The organism is Bacillus tequilensis KCTC 13622 (assembly GCF_000507145.1).
Classification (GTDB): Bacteria; Bacillota; Bacilli; order Bacillales; family Bacillaceae; genus Bacillus; species Bacillus tequilensis.
Genome location: NZ_AYTO01000008.1, coordinates 109,115 through 123,635, shown reverse-complemented (window position 1 = coordinate 123,635; position 14,521 = coordinate 109,115). Strand labels below are relative to the sequence as shown.

Sequence of the window (14,521 nt, the reverse complement as noted above, 5' to 3'; positions counted from 1 at the left end):
AGCCAACTCCTTACGAAACTTCCTTCATCCCTTGCAATCCTTTCGGCGTCACCTTTCGTTCTGTCACGGCCAGCACGTAATCAATGATAATGGCCAGAATGGTGACCGGCACGGCGCCGCCGATAATATATTCAGGCTGATACAGGTTCAGGCCAATAAAAATATAATCCCCGAGACCGCCGCCCCCGATAAACGACGCCAGTGTCGCCCAGCCGATTAAATAAATGGTTGACGTGCGGATTCCCGCCATAATGATCGGAATCGCCAGCGGGATTTCGACGAGCCGAATCTGCTCCCAGCCGGTCATGCCAATCCCTTTGCCCGATTCCAGCAGATTTTTGTTGACCCCTTTGATACCGGTGTACGTATTGCGCAGGATCGGCAGCACCGAATAGAAAAATAAAGCGACAATCGCAGGCACTTTTCCTACACCGAGAAGCGGAATAAAAAAGGCTAAAATCGCCAGACTCGGCAGGGTTTGCACAATGTTTGCGACGCCTATTATCGCGCCTGCGCCTTTTTTCATTCTAGTGAGAGCGACGCCGAGCGGCACGGCGACAATAATGCCCAATACAACGGCTATGAGTGAAATATATAAATGCTCTCCTGTTTTATACAGCAGCTCTCCGCCGTTTGTTTGCAAAAAAGTCATCATTTGATTCATCTTAAAAGAGCCCCTCCCCTGGTCAGATCGTCATGAGCTGGTCTTCTTCGCCCCATATGGAATCGTATACGATATCAACAAGGCTCGCTCTCGTCACAATTCCTGCTAAACGGTTCTCCTCATCCACCACAGGAACATACTTCATTCCCTGCTTTAAGATTTTCCGGACCGTATCGCGAAGAAGCGCTCCTTTTTGCACGGTATATATATCCGAGCGGTATACATCGCCAACGATGCTCGCTTTTTTGCGGTTTTGATCAATCATTTCCACATCAACGTAGCCCATCAGCACATTTTGCCGGTCCACAACGAGCAGCGAGTCGACACGTTTTTCTCTCATCAGCTGAATCGCCTGAGAAAGCGTTTTGTCCGCCGATACCGTCACAGGTGTTCTGTTCATCATTTGCTCAACCCGCTCGATATCCGGTCTTGACTGGATCAGACGCTCTTTCCCGATAAATTCTTCAACAAATTCATTTGCCGGATTCCTGAGAATCTCATCAGGTGTGCCGACTTGAACGATTTCTCCCGCTTTTAAAATCACAATCCGGTCCGCAAGCTTAATCGCTTCATCCATATCGTGCGTTACAAACACAATCGTTTTGTGTAAGGTTCTCTGCAGTTTTTTGAATTCTTCCTGAAGGGAATCCCGCGTAATCGGATCAAGCGCTCCGAACGGTTCATCCATTAAAATGAGAGGGGGTTCCGCGGCCAGTGCGCGCAGCACGCCGATTCTTTGCTGCTGTCCGCCGCTGAGCTCATGGGGATAACGGTCTAAATATTCCGGGCCCATATCCACAAGCTTTAACAGCTCTCGCGCCCGTTCTTTCCGTTTGTCTTCAGGCCATTTCAGCAGTTTAGGCACGAGTGAGATGTTCTGCTGGATGGTCATATGGGGGAACAAACCAATTTGCTGAATGACATAGCCGATTTTTCTCCTCAGCTCAACCGGGTCCTGTTCAATAATATTTTCTCCGTCGATAAAGATCTTTCCTGACGATGGCTCAATCAATCTGTTAATCATTTTCATCGTCGTCGTTTTTCCGCAGCCGCTCGGGCCGATAAAACAGATAAATTCACCCTTGGCAATATCTAAATCAATGCTGTTCACAGCTTTTTTGCCGCCTTTATATACTTTTGACACTTGCTCCAATTTCAGCAATCCGTGCACCTCCGCAGGTTTCCTTTAAATTTTCTGAAAAGTATAATCTTTATTATAGTTTGAACTTTATAAAATAAAAAGTTTACAATGTGTTGAAATTATATGTTATTTACAGGTTATATATTGTTATGACTAAGACAGAAAGGGTGTTCTTACAATTACGCCGGATACCTCCCTCTTCCTCCACATTCTGCTATTTTCAACAACTGGCAGGAATATGATATATTGACACCATCAATTTCCATTTGAAGGGATGATCCGGTGTGGAAAAAACTGCTCTCGACATCATTGAACATGCTGAAGAGCATCTCATTGAGAAGATTGCCGAAAATATGCATACGTTTGGAATGCCTTCGACTGTCGGGCGTGTGCTTGGAATTATTTATATGAATCGAAAACCGATGACATTAAGCGAGCTCTCTGAGGCAACGGGGATGAGTAAAACACGGATGAGCCAGGTTGTCCGTGAAATGATCGACGCCAATATTGCCGAAAAGGTGTTTGAAAAGGGCGTACGAAAAGACCTTTATGACGTCGAGCAGGATTATTATCAAACCTTCATTTCTTTATTTGCGGCGAATTGGACAAAGGCCGTGAACAAAAACAAAGTGCTGTATAAAAAATTAAACCGGGAGCTGACTGATCTTTTACAAAGGGACGGGCTTACCCCGGAAGCGGAAGAGCGGGTCAATCAGCTGCTGAATGAATTAAAAGAATGGCTTCATTACTATGACTGGCTGAGCAGGCTGATTGAATTTTTTGAGAGTGAGGAAATCTTTCAGTATGTGCCGAAAACAAAAGAAAGCAGCTCTCTAAAATAAGGGAGCTACTTTTTTGCATTATGATTTTAAGATCGGAAACATGCCATTCAGTCCGGCACCGATCATTCCGACCGCAACTACGGCTAAGATTAATCCCATCAGTCTGGTAATCACGTTCATCTCGGTTTTCCCGAGTTTGCTGCTGATGAAAGAAGAATAGTGGAAAAAGAGAAAGGTCAGGACAATAACAGCAGCTATGCCAATCAAGACAGCCGCATAATGACCAATGCCGCCATGTCCGGCGGAAAGGCTCATCACTGTTGCAATCGTTCCGGGCCCGGCAATAATCGGAATGGATAAAGGTGTGACTGAAATATCCGCTTTTTCCTTGCTTTCCCTATGTTCATCATGATGAAGAGACTGCACGTGCGACTGTTTCGCATTCAATAGATTATAGGCAATGCCGAAAATGAATATACCGCCCGCCACCCGAAGCGCGTGAATATTGATATCAAACAGTTTAAAGATCAGATGGCCGAAAACCAAAAAAGCCGCCAAAATAAAAAAGGATAAAATCGATGCTTTCCGGGCAATCGATTTTCTTTCCGCAGCTGAATAGCCCTCAGTCAGCGTCAGAAAGATCGGTACGTTTCCGATCGGATTGGATACTGCAAATAAAGAAATGAAGACATGAACGATGAATGAGAACATCATAAACCTCCTTGTTGTTAGTGTTTGCACAGGATAAAGAAATATTCTTCTCCCTTTACCCGGAAATGATTTCTCTATAAACGCTGATAGCCTCTCCATACTGCAATGGGAGTGATAAGTTGGACAGGAAGATGGATACAGAAGTGTTTAAAAAATGACAGCAGATATACCGGGTTTTTCTGATATCGGAAAATGACGACCATAACAAAAGACACGGCTGAAATGGAACTCGTGTCTTTTTTATGCGGCATTTTTGTATGAATATTGGTTACTTTACAACTTTTTTCTTTTATAATAAAACTATTAGTCTATTTTCCCTATAACACAGGTAAAGGAGTTATTTTATGTATTGTCCTCAATGCGGCCATCAAACAGATGGCGGAAAGTTTTGTGAGAAATGCGGATCGCCGCTCCCTGGTCAATCAGGCCAGCAGCAGGCAGCGCAAACCGGAGCTGCTGCAAAGCAAGCGGCAAAGCAGTTTGGTTCATTTGTCTTGGCCGTCCTGAAACGCCCTTATCAGGAGTGTAAAACAACAGGCGGAGAACAGCTGATCAGCGCGATCATCACGTTGGTTCTTTTCAGTTTGCTGACCCCTTTGATGTTTTATATTCTTTTTTCAGATGGTCCCGGAAGCGTAAGCTTTACAGCAGTCTTCTTAGAGCCAACCATTTATTTTATTTTATTTCTATTTGGTTTGCATGCATTAATCTTTTTCGCCTTAAAAATCGCGGGAAACCAAGTTTCTTTTAAGGATTCATTCTCCAGATTCGGAGCGTTTCTCATACCGTTTACGGTTATTTTGATTCTTGCCCTTTTCTTCTTTTTATTACATACAGACATTTGCTTTACCATATTAGCGGTTGGTTTAATCGGTGCATTCTTTGCCATTCCTCCTGCGATGCTGAGCAGTTACCAGCATTCATATAAAGGAAAATTTGATATCATTTACTCAACAATTGTGATTTATTTGATCATCTGCGTTACATTTCAGCTCATTATCGAACACTATGTCAAAGAGATTTTCCGTTATATGCTCTTTTAAAAAAACAACCCCCATCACCTGCTGGTGATGGGGGTTGTTTTTATTGAATTGAGGTTAAGTAAATTCTTTTGTTTTTCACTACGCCGGTATAGGTCCAATTATACGTTCTGAGCTTTGGACTGCCGCCTGATTTTGTGATTTCGAATTCTTCGTATGTTTTAATTGTGATATTCGAGCCGCTTTGACTAAAGCTTTTGACCTCTACATCAATAAATACTTCAGTCGTCCCCTCACTATACAATTTCTTAACTAGTTTCTGCTGATCAGCATATAATGTGCTTCCTTTTTCCAAATTACCTTCCATCACTGCAAATTCATTTAAACTCACAGCGCTTGATTGATTTGTCAGATAATTAACCATAAATGATGTCACTTGCTCTTTTGTAAGTGTGTCGGAATTAACTCTGGACTCATTTGATGACTTTGATGACGCCCAAGCGGAGGTGTATATTTTAGGATTTTCATTTTTTAGAGTTTTTATATGGTCTCCTATGGAATCAGAAGTGGTCTCCGCACTCTCAAGCTTCCATTCTTTTTGTTTTTTATCATACGACAAATAATAACGATAAGCTGTATGTTCTTGTTTCATCTCAGGTTCTGTATAATCATCAAAATAAGCTGATTCGTGAAGTTCATTTCCGTTCACTGAAACAATCCATTGTCCCTTGTCACTTTGTGAAATAGCAAATGAATCAAGATCGTAATCTGTTTCTATATATTTATCCTTATAATACATATGATTGCTCTTCATCTCTGAAATTTGTTTTTTCGTTTGAGCTTTAACATCGGATACAGCTTTTGTCATCTGTTCGGTTTTCCCATTGGAGAAGGCAGCCGTGTATTGCTCAGTCGCCTTATTAATAGTTTCTATGATGTTTTCTTTTGTTTCTTTATCGGGAACTAATCTCATCTTCATGTTACTACCTGTAATTGGCATTGCATCGGTCATTTGCTTTCCCCATGGAAAATCAGCTTTCACAGTCGCCGTCATACTGCCATCAGTCAAAAGAGGGCCGTATGTAAAAGTTTTGAACGGATCTTTATGAATCGACTTGCCATTAATCAGCAACTCTCCCTTCCCGCTCTTAATGTCATCCGCTAAGCTGAATGTGACATTGTCCGCTTCCAATGAGAGATCAACACGAAAGCTGTTATCGCCAACCGCTTGAATGTCTTCCTTTTTCACAAGATCGACGACATCGTTTTTCAGTTTGGCTGAGACTGTATATTCGCCGGGAATATATGGTCCGAGAGTTTGTGCTTGATCCGCTTTCTTTATAGATCCGGCTTCCTCTTTATTGACATATAGATCGGTATTTTTATAATTGCTGCTTACTTCAAAATAAACAGGTGCTACCTTTAAATCATAATGATCAAATACGAGCAAGCTTTTTCCGTCTTTCTCCGCGTATACGATATCCTTTTGGGCTGTTTCAGCACGCAGCGATGCAAATAGCTCATCTTTTTTGTCCGGGTGATCCTTCAAATATGTAAGAAACGGTTTTACATTATTTTTAGTCAGCTTAAGTTTGTCATTTACCGGCGTAAGGAGAGAGGCGATTTGCTCTTTATCCTCATTCTTTACAGCCTCTTCAAATTTGTTGACTAACCTATCCTTTGACGTAAAGTACGCCCCGGTTTTATATGCAGCGAATAATATAACGCACGCTGCGGCAATGCTGCTCCATAAAATGATGGTTTTCTTAGGGATGGGTTTTCGCGGAACCTGCCTCGATTCAGCAGTGCTTGCTGTTTCTTGATTTGCCTGTCTGCTGCCCCCTCCGATCGGGGTGCCGCATTCTTTACAAAACTTGGCTCCTTCATTATTTTGAGAGCCGCAATATTTACAAAAAAACATGACTTTCCTCCTATTCTACTATTTTGATGACATTTACTGCTTTTCATATTTTATAATAAAACAGAGTGAAATTGGGAACGAATGAAAAAATTAAATGTCTATCAGACTAAAAAGGTGGAATGAATATGCAAAAGCTTAGGGTTCAATTAGCTAAAAAAACAAATGACGAATTATACGACTTATTGCTGCTCGCCGATCCTTCCAAAGACATTGTAGACGAATATCTTGAGAGAGGAGAATGTTACACGGCTTGGTCCGGTGATGAGCTTGCAGGTGTTTATGTATTGCTGAAAACAAGGCCGCAAACAGTTGAAATTGTAAATATTGCCGTAAAAGAATCTCTTCAGAAGAAGGGCTTTGGCAAACAGCTTGTACGAGACGCCATCGAAAAGGCAAAGGAGCTGGGTGCGGATACGATTGAAATCGGCACGGGGAATTCCAGCATTCATCAGCTGTCTCTCTACCAAAAATGCGGATTCCGCCTTCAGGCGATTGACCACGATTTCTTTGTCAGACATTATGATGAGGACATTTTTGAAAACGGAATTCAATGCCGCGATATGGTAAGGCTGTATTTGGATCTTTAATAAAAGAGCTGCCGTATGATCATCGGCAGCTCTTTTCTATTGAAATTAAAAATACTGATTCGCTTTTTTTCCGGCATCTCTCTGCATTCCTTGTCTCACTGACAGTATGAAAAAAGTAAGCGTGAGGGTCAGACCGACAGCCAGAAAAATATAATCAGCGTCCATAACCACAAGAAGCACTGTATAAGCAGCTGCTGATAGAGGTTCTCCCATCTTTACGATAGAAAAAATAAGCGCGAATATCCTCCCGAAGTATTCAGTCGGAACTGTCTTTTGAAAATACAGAACCGTTTGCACATCAATATAGGAAATGATGACGCCCAGCACTAAAAAAATGACGCATTCCAGCCCGTTAAGCGAAAAAAACAAAAACATCATGAGCAGTCCTACCGCTGTTAACGTTCTGGGATAGAGCCGTTCTAGCCGCTTGGTATTCCACTTGAAAAATACAGCCAGATTCCCTAAGAGCATCCCGCCCTGAAACATTGAATACATGATGGCGAACCATACGGAATAGTTCTCATGAAAACGTTCCACTGCAAGAATCGGCCCCATTACAGAAATAAACCCGGCAATGACAAGATTCACGATAAAAAAATAACCGACAGCAGTCATCCAAGATGAGTTGCTTTTCAGCATTCTGTACCCTGTCTTAAGGGCTTCTGCCCCTTTGCTTTTTAGGCCGGCAGATTCTGAAATTCGAATAAAAGCAATAAATACAGCGGATACAAAAAATGCGGTCCCATTAATGAAAAACAGCAGCCCAAACGGAATCGCCGCAATCAAAACGCCGCTGATCAGCTTTCCAACGATCAGGCCAATAAGCTCGCTTGTATTGATTAAAGAAGTTGCTTGATCGAGATGTTTCTGAGGGACAAGCAGCGGAATAAGCGCCACTTTCGCCGGGGAAAAGAGCATTGATTGCAGCGATAAACAAAATGCGCATACACCAATGATCCATACAGTTAACAAACCGTTCGCGCTAAGGACTGCCAAAAGAATCATGATGACTGCCCTTCCGGTATTACACAAATACAATATCGATTTTTTTCGTAAAGAATCAATTAAGGGACCTGTAAACATTCCGAAGGTCAGGGGAACAAGCTCGATAAAAGAAATCACTCCGACTAATATTTTGCTTCCGGTCAAATCGAGCACAAGGAGCGGAAGCGCAATAAGCCAGACGCCATCCGCCGCAGAAGAAAATACTTGTGCAGACCAAAGCTTTGCATAATTTGGTGTTCGATATGCCGAATCACGTCGTTTTTTGATCTTCATCAGAAGCACCGCCGAACCATTCTAATGTTCTCCATGATTCTTTTCTTTGTGTATAGTCCTCTTCCATCACTTCAAATACGATACCCGTGCCGTCATCGCGATGTATTTCCTTTAACATCTCCGCCGCTTGTCTGAGCAACGATTCATTAATCGTTCCCTCCGCAGGATGGCGCCCTTCAAAACAGCGGACATCGCCATGCGGGAAGGCTAGCTGGCGAAACGAACTGAAATGATAATGTTTTATGCTTTCCTGTAAGCTAAGAAACTGAAAAAAATCAGGGTATCTCAGTTTTTCATCCCTGAACATAAGTGATGATGACAGATGTGTCTGATAGGTAATGGCCCAATGACACAGATCCCATGTAATGCCGACATGTTTTAATCCGAGCTGAATCAGTTCCTCAAAATCCTCAGGATAAATAAATATCGGGTCAAAGTCTTCGCCCAAATTCCCGATAATCGGCAGATTTTCGACTCCAATCCATATATCCGTGCCCTTCAGTTCATCATCAAACGCAGCAAAAAATTCAATGACTTTTCTACGGTTTCCTTCTAAATCATAGCCTTGGAATTCTTCAACGGACATAAATTGATTGGCATGAACAGTGATGCCCTTAGCGCCGTACATATCCGCAAGCTCTGCAAATTGCAGCAGACGGTCCTTTATATGCGCTTTGTGAACATAATCCGCATTGTCGGTGGGAAAATGAAGCGTTAATAATGACGGCTCAAGCTGTTTTGTGTAATCAAGTGCCCGCTTAAAAGTTTTCACATAATCGGTTTCTTCAAACGATTTTCCGTCGAAGATGTTGGCTTCAAGACCGTATCCTGCTTCGACCCACTTTTTATCGATTTGCTTCGGGTCTAACCCGAAAAACGGTATTTGCGCAATCATCCGTCACCACGTCCCTCTCACAAGCATAAATGCTTCTGCTGCAGAAAAACCCGATTTTGCTCCCCATACGTACGCGTTATTTTCTATCGCTTGCAAGGATCGCGGATGCGGGAAATCCCTCAGCTCTGAATCATAGCACGCCATGGCCTTCAGCTTCAGTTCAAGCTCTTCTTCTATATTAATGAAGAAATTTGCATGGAATTGATCCTTATTCAAGTAGTTCCACTCAGTCGAGGATAACGTTTCGTATGCGAGAACCTGTTTTACGGAATGACCCGGAAGCGGGCGGGTTGCTGTCATCACCGCTCTGAATACGACAGCATGGTCAATATTAATGTCACCGCCGTATTGTGTATATACGATATCGGGCTGAAACCGTTCAATTTGTTTTTCTGCTTCTTTTACTACATCTAGCAAATCCATTGAATCAAGCCTGTTATCAGGAAGATTCAACCTGACAAAATCGCTTATGCCGAGCGTGCTAAGCGCTTGTTCCGTCTCACTATAGGAATGCTGCATGATCGAATCACAAGGTTTTTCATAATCTTCTTTTCTAGACGATTTACCTTCAGCCATAATGACAGCCGACACACTGTCTCCTTGGCGGACATGTTTCGCCAATGCTCCGCCGACGCCGATAATTTCATCGTCCGGGTGCGCCGCAAATACCATTACTTTCATCATATTGTCCCCCTTTAATTAACGTTTCGGAAATATCCGCTCCGCAATTCATAAGCATATCAAGCATAGAGAGATGAGGAATGTGCTCCCCGAACAGCTGTGGATACTGTATGGCTCTGATTTGCTGGTATTCGATTGTAATTCCGCTTTTATCAAAATCACTTTCTATTAAATAGTCTGATCCTTGGCTGCCTGAATAATAGTGATCAGCCCCAAGTTCCTTACAAAGCGCGAGCACAAAATCACTCTTTTTTTCATTTTGGCATTCAAGCTCCGACACATAGCAAATTGGCGTCGATATACGAAGTTCCCGCAGAAAAAAATCAATGATGAACATATTTAAATCATGAAGGTACTCCCATTCCCGCTGATAGACATCTTTAAAAAACATTTGATATTCCTCGAAATAGGGAGCTTTCGCATAATTCATTTTAATCGCCATCCAGTGTTTCTTCCGCCAGTCCTGTTCTTGATCGATTTTCATATCACGAAGTCTGATATCCTTGTAATTTTTCATTTGCAGAGGAACAGTCAGCCACATCGGGCCTTGGGATGTTTTAATCCTGTTCCGATTGAGAAATCCCTTTTTCTCAAACTGGGCTGTATCGTGAATCGCAAATACATCTGATTTGTAGATTTTTTCAAAAAAACCATACCATGGGAGATAACTGGATTGATGGCCGCTTACCACCTTTACTCCGCTTCTGTGAAATGTCGACATCGTTTCTCTTCAGCTCCCCAATATCGTTTCGGTCGGGCAATTTCTTTACTGTGAGAATATCCAAAATCAACCCATTGCAGTTTCTTGCCGATGGCGAATGATAAAGCGTTGCGCATTAACAAATAAGAGGCCTGCGTTTCTTTTCCGGCAGGGCTGTTTACATTTTGCCAATAATAGAAATGGGAATGGTCATATAGAAAAATACTGCTGCTGATCATTTCACTCTCAAGAAATGCCCCTACCCAAAAGACTTGCCTTCCAAGGCTTTCTAGCAGCTTTTGAAAAAAATCCTGACTCAGCATATAGGCTGCGCCGATCGCTGCTGTATGCGCCTTATACAGTTCGTAAAATTCAGGTATCAATTCCTGTCCGATTAGGCGGACGGACACATTTTTCTTCTCCGCATATCTGACGGCAGTCCGAGCTTTTCCCGAACAGTTTGTCCATAGCTCTTCAAATGTATCGGGAAGCGTCAATATATGTGTGGCTTTCTCCGCCCATTGTTCTCCCTTTTCTTCGATAAAAGAAGTTTGGCCATGCGGAAGCAGGAGCCGCGATAATTTCTGTCCAAATAAAGCCTCGATTTCGCTTTGCAGCCATTCAAATGAAATCGGACGGTCTGAAATGACACCGCCGTAACCGATCATATTCCCGCTGAGCAAGCCATTCTGCTCAAACACCGGAACATATATCACCTGCCCGCCGTCCGATATCAGCTTAATGGGATGAAACGAGGTATTGGGGAGCTCTTCCATGAGCTTCCCCCAATCATAGCTTTGAAACAATCCAGTCTGAAATATGCCAGCTGCCCGATCCCATGCTTGACGAGTTACCAAATTCGCTGTGTTTTGCACAATATATCACCAACATTCATTTCTTATTCTTTTGCTCTGCATACGCTAAAACAGTTTCAGCAATATACTTCACCTGCTCTGTACCTAGAGGCGGTTTGAACGGCAGTGAAAGAACCCTTTTCCAAAGAGAATGTTCATCCTCTTGCCGTGAATAAGGCTGATACAGCGGAATAAGGTGAAGGGGAAGGTAGTTCCAGCAGGTTTGAATCCCTTTTGCCGCTAAATAAGCGGAGCAGTCGTACCTTTGGCCTTCATGAGGAAAGACGATTGTCAAATAGTTCAGGCTTTCTCCCTCCTGCGGCTGTATCATCTTGATCCCGTATAACTCTTCTGCCTGCGCAAAAATGCATTTTGCAGTCTCCAAATTTTTAGATGAGTCTTTCACCAGCCGCTCCATCTTTGACAGCTGGTATTCGATCATAGCTTGTCTCACCGGATGCATTCGCAATAAAGGGACAGTAGCAGGTGTTTTCGGAAGGACTTCAAGCTTGCTCGTTTTCATAGAAGTCTGAACACCCATTTTTCTCAATAAGAAAGACAGAGTCCTAGATCTCATCAAAACCTGTATTCGCTGCTGTCTCATATAAGCATAGTAATCAGCATTGACTTGCTTTCGCTGTTCCATCGGCAGCCTGCCGTTTTTCTCCAGAACCTCTTTTCGAGCGATTAACGCTCCGCCCCCTATACTGCTGAGAGGCTTTGACGGCCCAAAGCTCAAGATGCCGAAATCCCCCAATCCGCCTGCAAAAGTTCCGGCTTGTTTTGTAAACATAGCCTGAGCGGCATCGTCGATGACACGAATGCGCTTCTCTTTCGCCCACTCAATAAGTTTCATGTTTTCCTTCCGGCCGTATACATGTGTCAAAATGACAGCGCATGTCCTCTCGCTCACTTTGTTTTTGACATCTTCAAAGGATAGGGACAAATCATCATCCAGATTGGCAAAAACCGGCGAGGCTCCGGATTGAAGCACAGCATCAATGACATTCGGACAGCTGAATGATGAAAAAATCACTTCTTTTCCAGGACCCGCTCCGGAAAACGCCAGTGCAAGCACTAATGCCGCACTGCCGCTTGAAGTTAATTCGATACCCTTTCCATAGCGTTTTTCCAATTTTTCTGCCAACGTTGTTCTTTTAGCTGAGATGAAATGTGTGACTGCCGGGAAAAGATTTCTGCCTGAAAGCTGACCCGCATAAATGGGAAACTTGATCTGTTTCGGATTTTCAGGATAATGGAAGTTTTTGTTTTCGTCTTTCAACTTTAATCATCCTCAGGCCTTCCTCAAGGTGAACTTTAGGAGCATATCCAAGCAGGCGCTTTGCCTTCTCGATCGAGGGAGCACGCTTGAAAATTTCAATGTCTTTACTCCGCACGCCATCCTCACCCAGCTTTTTAAAGGTGTAATTCTCTTTCTTCCTGCCTGTCATCACGTTGATTTTTTCTGCCAATCCTTTTATGCTGATTGGCAGATCGTTTCCTATGTTGAAATCTTCAAAAGCACTGCCTTTGTGCAAAAGTGCCAGATATGTTCCGTTCACGATATCGCTAATATAGCTAAAGCATCTGATTTGGCCGCCGTCTCCATAAAGAGGAAGCTCCGCGCCAGCTTCAGCCAAACTGAAGAACTTGTTAATAACAAAGTCCTCCCGCTGCTTCGGGCCGTATACATTAAAGTACCGGACAACCCTGACATGCAGCGAGTCTGATGCCTGCTCTTTCAAATATTCCTCCGACTTCAGCTTTGCTTTTCCATAAGCGGATTTTGGGAGCTTCTTGCTCAATTCCGTATACGGATAATCGGGTGAATCCCCGAATACCTCTGAGCTGGAGGAGAAAAGAAGCGTCTTGATCCTTAGCTCCTTGCATACTTCGGTTACGTTTTTCGTTCCCTCAAAATTCACCTTGATCACGTCTTCTTCATTGCTGCGGCAGCTGTCTACCCCGACCATAGCCGCTAAATGAACGACAGCATCCGCTCCTTTCAATGATTCCCGCAGCGATTGCCGGTCTAAAATATTCGTTTGCCGAAATTCCGCCTGAAAATCCGGCTTTTTTTGATCAGCGATAATCGTATGATAACCCTTAGTCTCTAATAACCTCGCTAATTCACTTCCTATAAAACCCGCTCCGCCTAAGATAGCTATGTGTTTCATTGTCCGACCTCCTGGCTTAAAGATAAAACTTCTTTAATGGATTGAACGATATATTGACAATTTTCCTTCGATAATTGGCTATAAAGAGGCAATGATACAATTTCAGAAAAGATGCGTTCAGTTACCGGCAGCTTTGCGGGAAAATGCTCTCTATAGTAGGGATGCATATGCACAGGAATGAAATGGACACTCAAGCCAATATGTTTCGCTTTCATATTTTCAATAAACTGGTCTCGCTCCATTTCCCCGCGTTTTTTCACCCGAAGGATAAACAGATGCCAAGAGTGAGTAACGTGGCTTGGAATGTCTGTCAAAGGAAGTGCTGCTCTTTCTGATTGATTGATAAGCTCAGACGCATAATAGTTTGCGATTTTTGTGCGTTTTTCTTGGATCTCAGCAGCTCGTTTCAATTGAATGAGCCCTAGCGCAGCTTGAATGTCTGTCATGTTGTACTTAAAGCCGGGAAGCAAAACATCATATCGCCAGCTGCCCTTTTCACCGTAGCGGTTCCAAGCATTTTTAGTAATGCCGTGCCACCCATACAGTCTTGCTCTCTCGGCCGCTGCTTCATCCTGAAGAATCAGAGCTCCCCCTTCTCCCGTCGTTATATTTTTGGTGGCATAAAAGCTGAAGCATACGGCATCTCCATGCGTGCCGATCATCTTCCCTTTATACCTGGTCCCTAACGCGTGAGCGGCATCTTCAATCAAATACAGCCCATGTTCCTTGCATATGCCGCTAAGCTCATCCAAATTTGCCGGATAACCTGCAAAATGAACCGCAATGACCGCTTTTGTGCGCGGAGAAAGTTTTTGTCTGACATCTTCCGGATCTATACATAAATCGTCCTCGCAAATATCGGCAAAAACCGGGGTTGCTCCGACATGCAAAATGACGTTTACACTTGAACAAAACGTGAAGCTTGGAACTATGACTTCATCGCCTTCTCCTACACCGAGTGCAAGCAATGCCATATGCAAGGCTGCTGTTCCTGAATTACAGCTGATGACGTGCTCTGCGCTTAAATATTCGCCCAGCTTTTTTTCAAATTCAATCACCTTCGGACCTTTTGAAATCCACCCTGACTTGATCGTTTCGGCTACAGTTTCCAGTTCTTCATTTGTGATATCAGGTCTGTGAAAAGAGATAA

Annotated in this window: 15 protein-coding genes; 3 read left to right on the top strand and 12 right to left on the bottom strand. The window is 43.2% G+C overall.

Going from position 1 to position 14,521, the window contains the following annotated elements; translation table 11 throughout:
- Positions 1-10 precede the first annotated feature (10 nt).
- Both opuCB and opuCA read right to left on the bottom strand, forming a co-directional pair.
- Entirely contained in the window at positions 11-664 is a 654-nt protein-coding gene (opuCB, locus tag V756_RS0103830) for a glycine betaine/carnitine/choline/choline sulfate ABC transporter permease OpuCB (RefSeq protein ID WP_024713505.1), read from the bottom strand.
- A 22-nt stretch (positions 665-686) separates the two neighbouring features.
- Complete coding sequence (gene opuCA / locus V756_RS0103825) at positions 687-1,826, bottom strand: osmoprotectant ABC transporter ATP-binding protein OpuCA (RefSeq protein ID WP_024713504.1); 1,140 nt, start codon at positions 1,824-1,826, stop codon at positions 687-689.
- A 263-nt stretch (positions 1,827-2,089) separates the two neighbouring features.
- Between opuCA and opcR the strand changes: the two genes are divergently transcribed.
- A complete protein-coding gene (gene opcR, locus V756_RS0103820; protein WP_024713503.1) occupies positions 2,090-2,647 on the top strand; it encodes an opuC operon transcriptional regulator OpcR in 558 nt (185 codons plus the stop codon).
- 18 nt (positions 2,648-2,665) lie between these two features.
- Here the strand turns inward: opcR and V756_RS0103815 are convergent, their stop codons facing one another.
- Positions 2,666-3,301, bottom strand: coding sequence for an NAAT family transporter (locus V756_RS0103815; RefSeq protein ID WP_081719764.1), 636 nt, complete (start codon positions 3,299-3,301; stop codon positions 2,666-2,668).
- A 341-nt stretch (positions 3,302-3,642) separates the two neighbouring features.
- Here V756_RS0103815 and V756_RS0103810 point away from each other — a divergent pair, with 341 nt between their 5' ends.
- Positions 3,643-4,341, top strand: coding sequence for a zinc ribbon domain-containing protein (locus V756_RS0103810; RefSeq protein WP_024713501.1), 699 nt, complete (start codon positions 3,643-3,645; stop codon positions 4,339-4,341).
- A gap of 40 nt (positions 4,342-4,381) precedes the next feature.
- Here V756_RS0103810 and V756_RS0103805 read toward each other — a convergent pair whose 3' ends face one another.
- Positions 4,382-6,199, bottom strand: a complete 1,818-nt coding sequence (locus V756_RS0103805; RefSeq protein ID WP_024713500.1) for a zinc ribbon domain-containing protein YvbJ — start codon at positions 6,197-6,199, stop codon at positions 4,382-4,384.
- A 119-nt stretch (positions 6,200-6,318) separates the two neighbouring features.
- Between V756_RS0103805 and V756_RS0103800 the strand changes: the two genes are divergently transcribed.
- Entirely contained in the window at positions 6,319-6,786 is a 468-nt protein-coding gene (locus V756_RS0103800; protein ID WP_081719763.1) for a GNAT family N-acetyltransferase, read from the top strand.
- Positions 6,787-6,831: 45 nt separating this feature from the next.
- On the opposite strand, the gene V756_RS0103795 is transcribed toward V756_RS0103800, so the two are convergent.
- Genes V756_RS0103795 through V756_RS0103760 form a run of 8 tightly spaced genes read right to left on the bottom strand, consistent with a single transcriptional unit; the run spans position 6,832 to position 14,498 of the window.
- Positions 6,832-8,064: an MFS transporter gene (locus tag V756_RS0103795; protein ID WP_032681704.1), complete on the bottom strand. Its 1,233-nt coding sequence runs from the start codon at positions 8,062-8,064 to the stop codon at positions 6,832-6,834.
- Entirely contained in the window at positions 8,042-8,959 is a 918-nt protein-coding gene (locus V756_RS0103790; RefSeq protein ID WP_024713497.1) for a sugar phosphate isomerase/epimerase family protein, read from the bottom strand. Before V756_RS0103790 ends, V756_RS0103795 begins: the two co-directional genes overlap by 23 nt.
- 3 nt (positions 8,960-8,962) lie before the next feature.
- On the bottom strand, positions 8,963-9,640 hold the full coding sequence (locus V756_RS0103785) for a PIG-L deacetylase family protein (RefSeq protein WP_024713496.1): 678 nt from the start codon (positions 9,638-9,640) through the stop codon (positions 8,963-8,965).
- Positions 9,603-10,361: a WbqC family protein gene (locus V756_RS0103780; protein WP_024713495.1), complete on the bottom strand. Its 759-nt coding sequence runs from the start codon at positions 10,359-10,361 to the stop codon at positions 9,603-9,605. Before V756_RS0103780 ends, V756_RS0103785 begins: the two co-directional genes overlap by 38 nt.
- Positions 10,334-11,215, bottom strand: coding sequence for a GNAT family N-acetyltransferase (locus V756_RS0103775; RefSeq protein ID WP_024713494.1), 882 nt, complete (start codon positions 11,213-11,215; stop codon positions 10,334-10,336). The genes V756_RS0103780 and V756_RS0103775 overlap by 28 nt, the downstream gene beginning before the upstream one ends.
- A gap of 16 nt (positions 11,216-11,231) precedes the next feature.
- Entirely contained in the window at positions 11,232-12,476 is a 1,245-nt protein-coding gene (locus V756_RS0103770) for an aminotransferase class V-fold PLP-dependent enzyme (protein WP_024713493.1), read from the bottom strand.
- Positions 12,442-13,371 carry an NAD-dependent epimerase/dehydratase family protein gene (locus V756_RS0103765; protein WP_024713492.1) on the bottom strand — a complete coding sequence of 310 codons (930 nt, stop codon included), beginning with the start codon at positions 13,369-13,371 and terminating at the stop codon, positions 12,442-12,444. Before V756_RS0103765 ends, V756_RS0103770 begins: the two co-directional genes overlap by 35 nt.
- Positions 13,368-14,498, bottom strand: a complete 1,131-nt coding sequence (locus V756_RS0103760; protein ID WP_024713491.1) for a DegT/DnrJ/EryC1/StrS family aminotransferase — start codon at positions 14,496-14,498, stop codon at positions 13,368-13,370. Before V756_RS0103760 ends, V756_RS0103765 begins: the two co-directional genes overlap by 4 nt.
- Positions 14,499-14,521 lie beyond the last annotated feature (23 nt).

Bases quoted from the DNA above. Each gene is read 5' to 3' on its own strand.
- opuCB (WP_024713505.1), bottom strand. From the start codon at position 664: ATGAATCAAATGATGACTTTTTTGCAAACAAACGGCGGAGAGCTGCTG.
- V756_RS0103780 (WP_024713495.1), bottom strand. From the start codon at position 10,361: ATGTCGACATTTCACAGAAGCGGAGTAAAGGTGGTAAGCGGCCATCAA.
- V756_RS0103795 (WP_032681704.1), bottom strand. From the start codon at position 8,064: ATGAAGATCAAAAAACGACGTGATTCGGCATATCGAACACCAAATTAT.
- V756_RS0103805 (WP_024713500.1), bottom strand. From the start codon at position 6,199: ATGTTTTTTTGTAAATATTGCGGCTCTCAAAATAATGAAGGAGCCAAG.
- V756_RS0103810 (WP_024713501.1), top strand. From the start codon at position 3,643: ATGTATTGTCCTCAATGCGGCCATCAAACAGATGGCGGAAAGTTTTGT.
- V756_RS0103790 (WP_024713497.1), bottom strand. From the start codon at position 8,959: ATGATTGCGCAAATACCGTTTTTCGGGTTAGACCCGAAGCAAATCGAT.
- V756_RS0103765 (WP_024713492.1), bottom strand. From the start codon at position 13,371: ATGAAACACATAGCTATCTTAGGCGGAGCGGGTTTTATAGGAAGTGAA.
- V756_RS0103800 (WP_081719763.1), top strand. From the start codon at position 6,319: ATGAATATGCAAAAGCTTAGGGTTCAATTAGCTAAAAAAACAAATGAC.
- V756_RS0103815 (WP_081719764.1), bottom strand. From the start codon at position 3,301: ATGATGTTCTCATTCATCGTTCATGTCTTCATTTCTTTATTTGCAGTA.
- V756_RS0103785 (WP_024713496.1), bottom strand. From the start codon at position 9,640: ATGAAAGTAATGGTATTTGCGGCGCACCCGGACGATGAAATTATCGGC.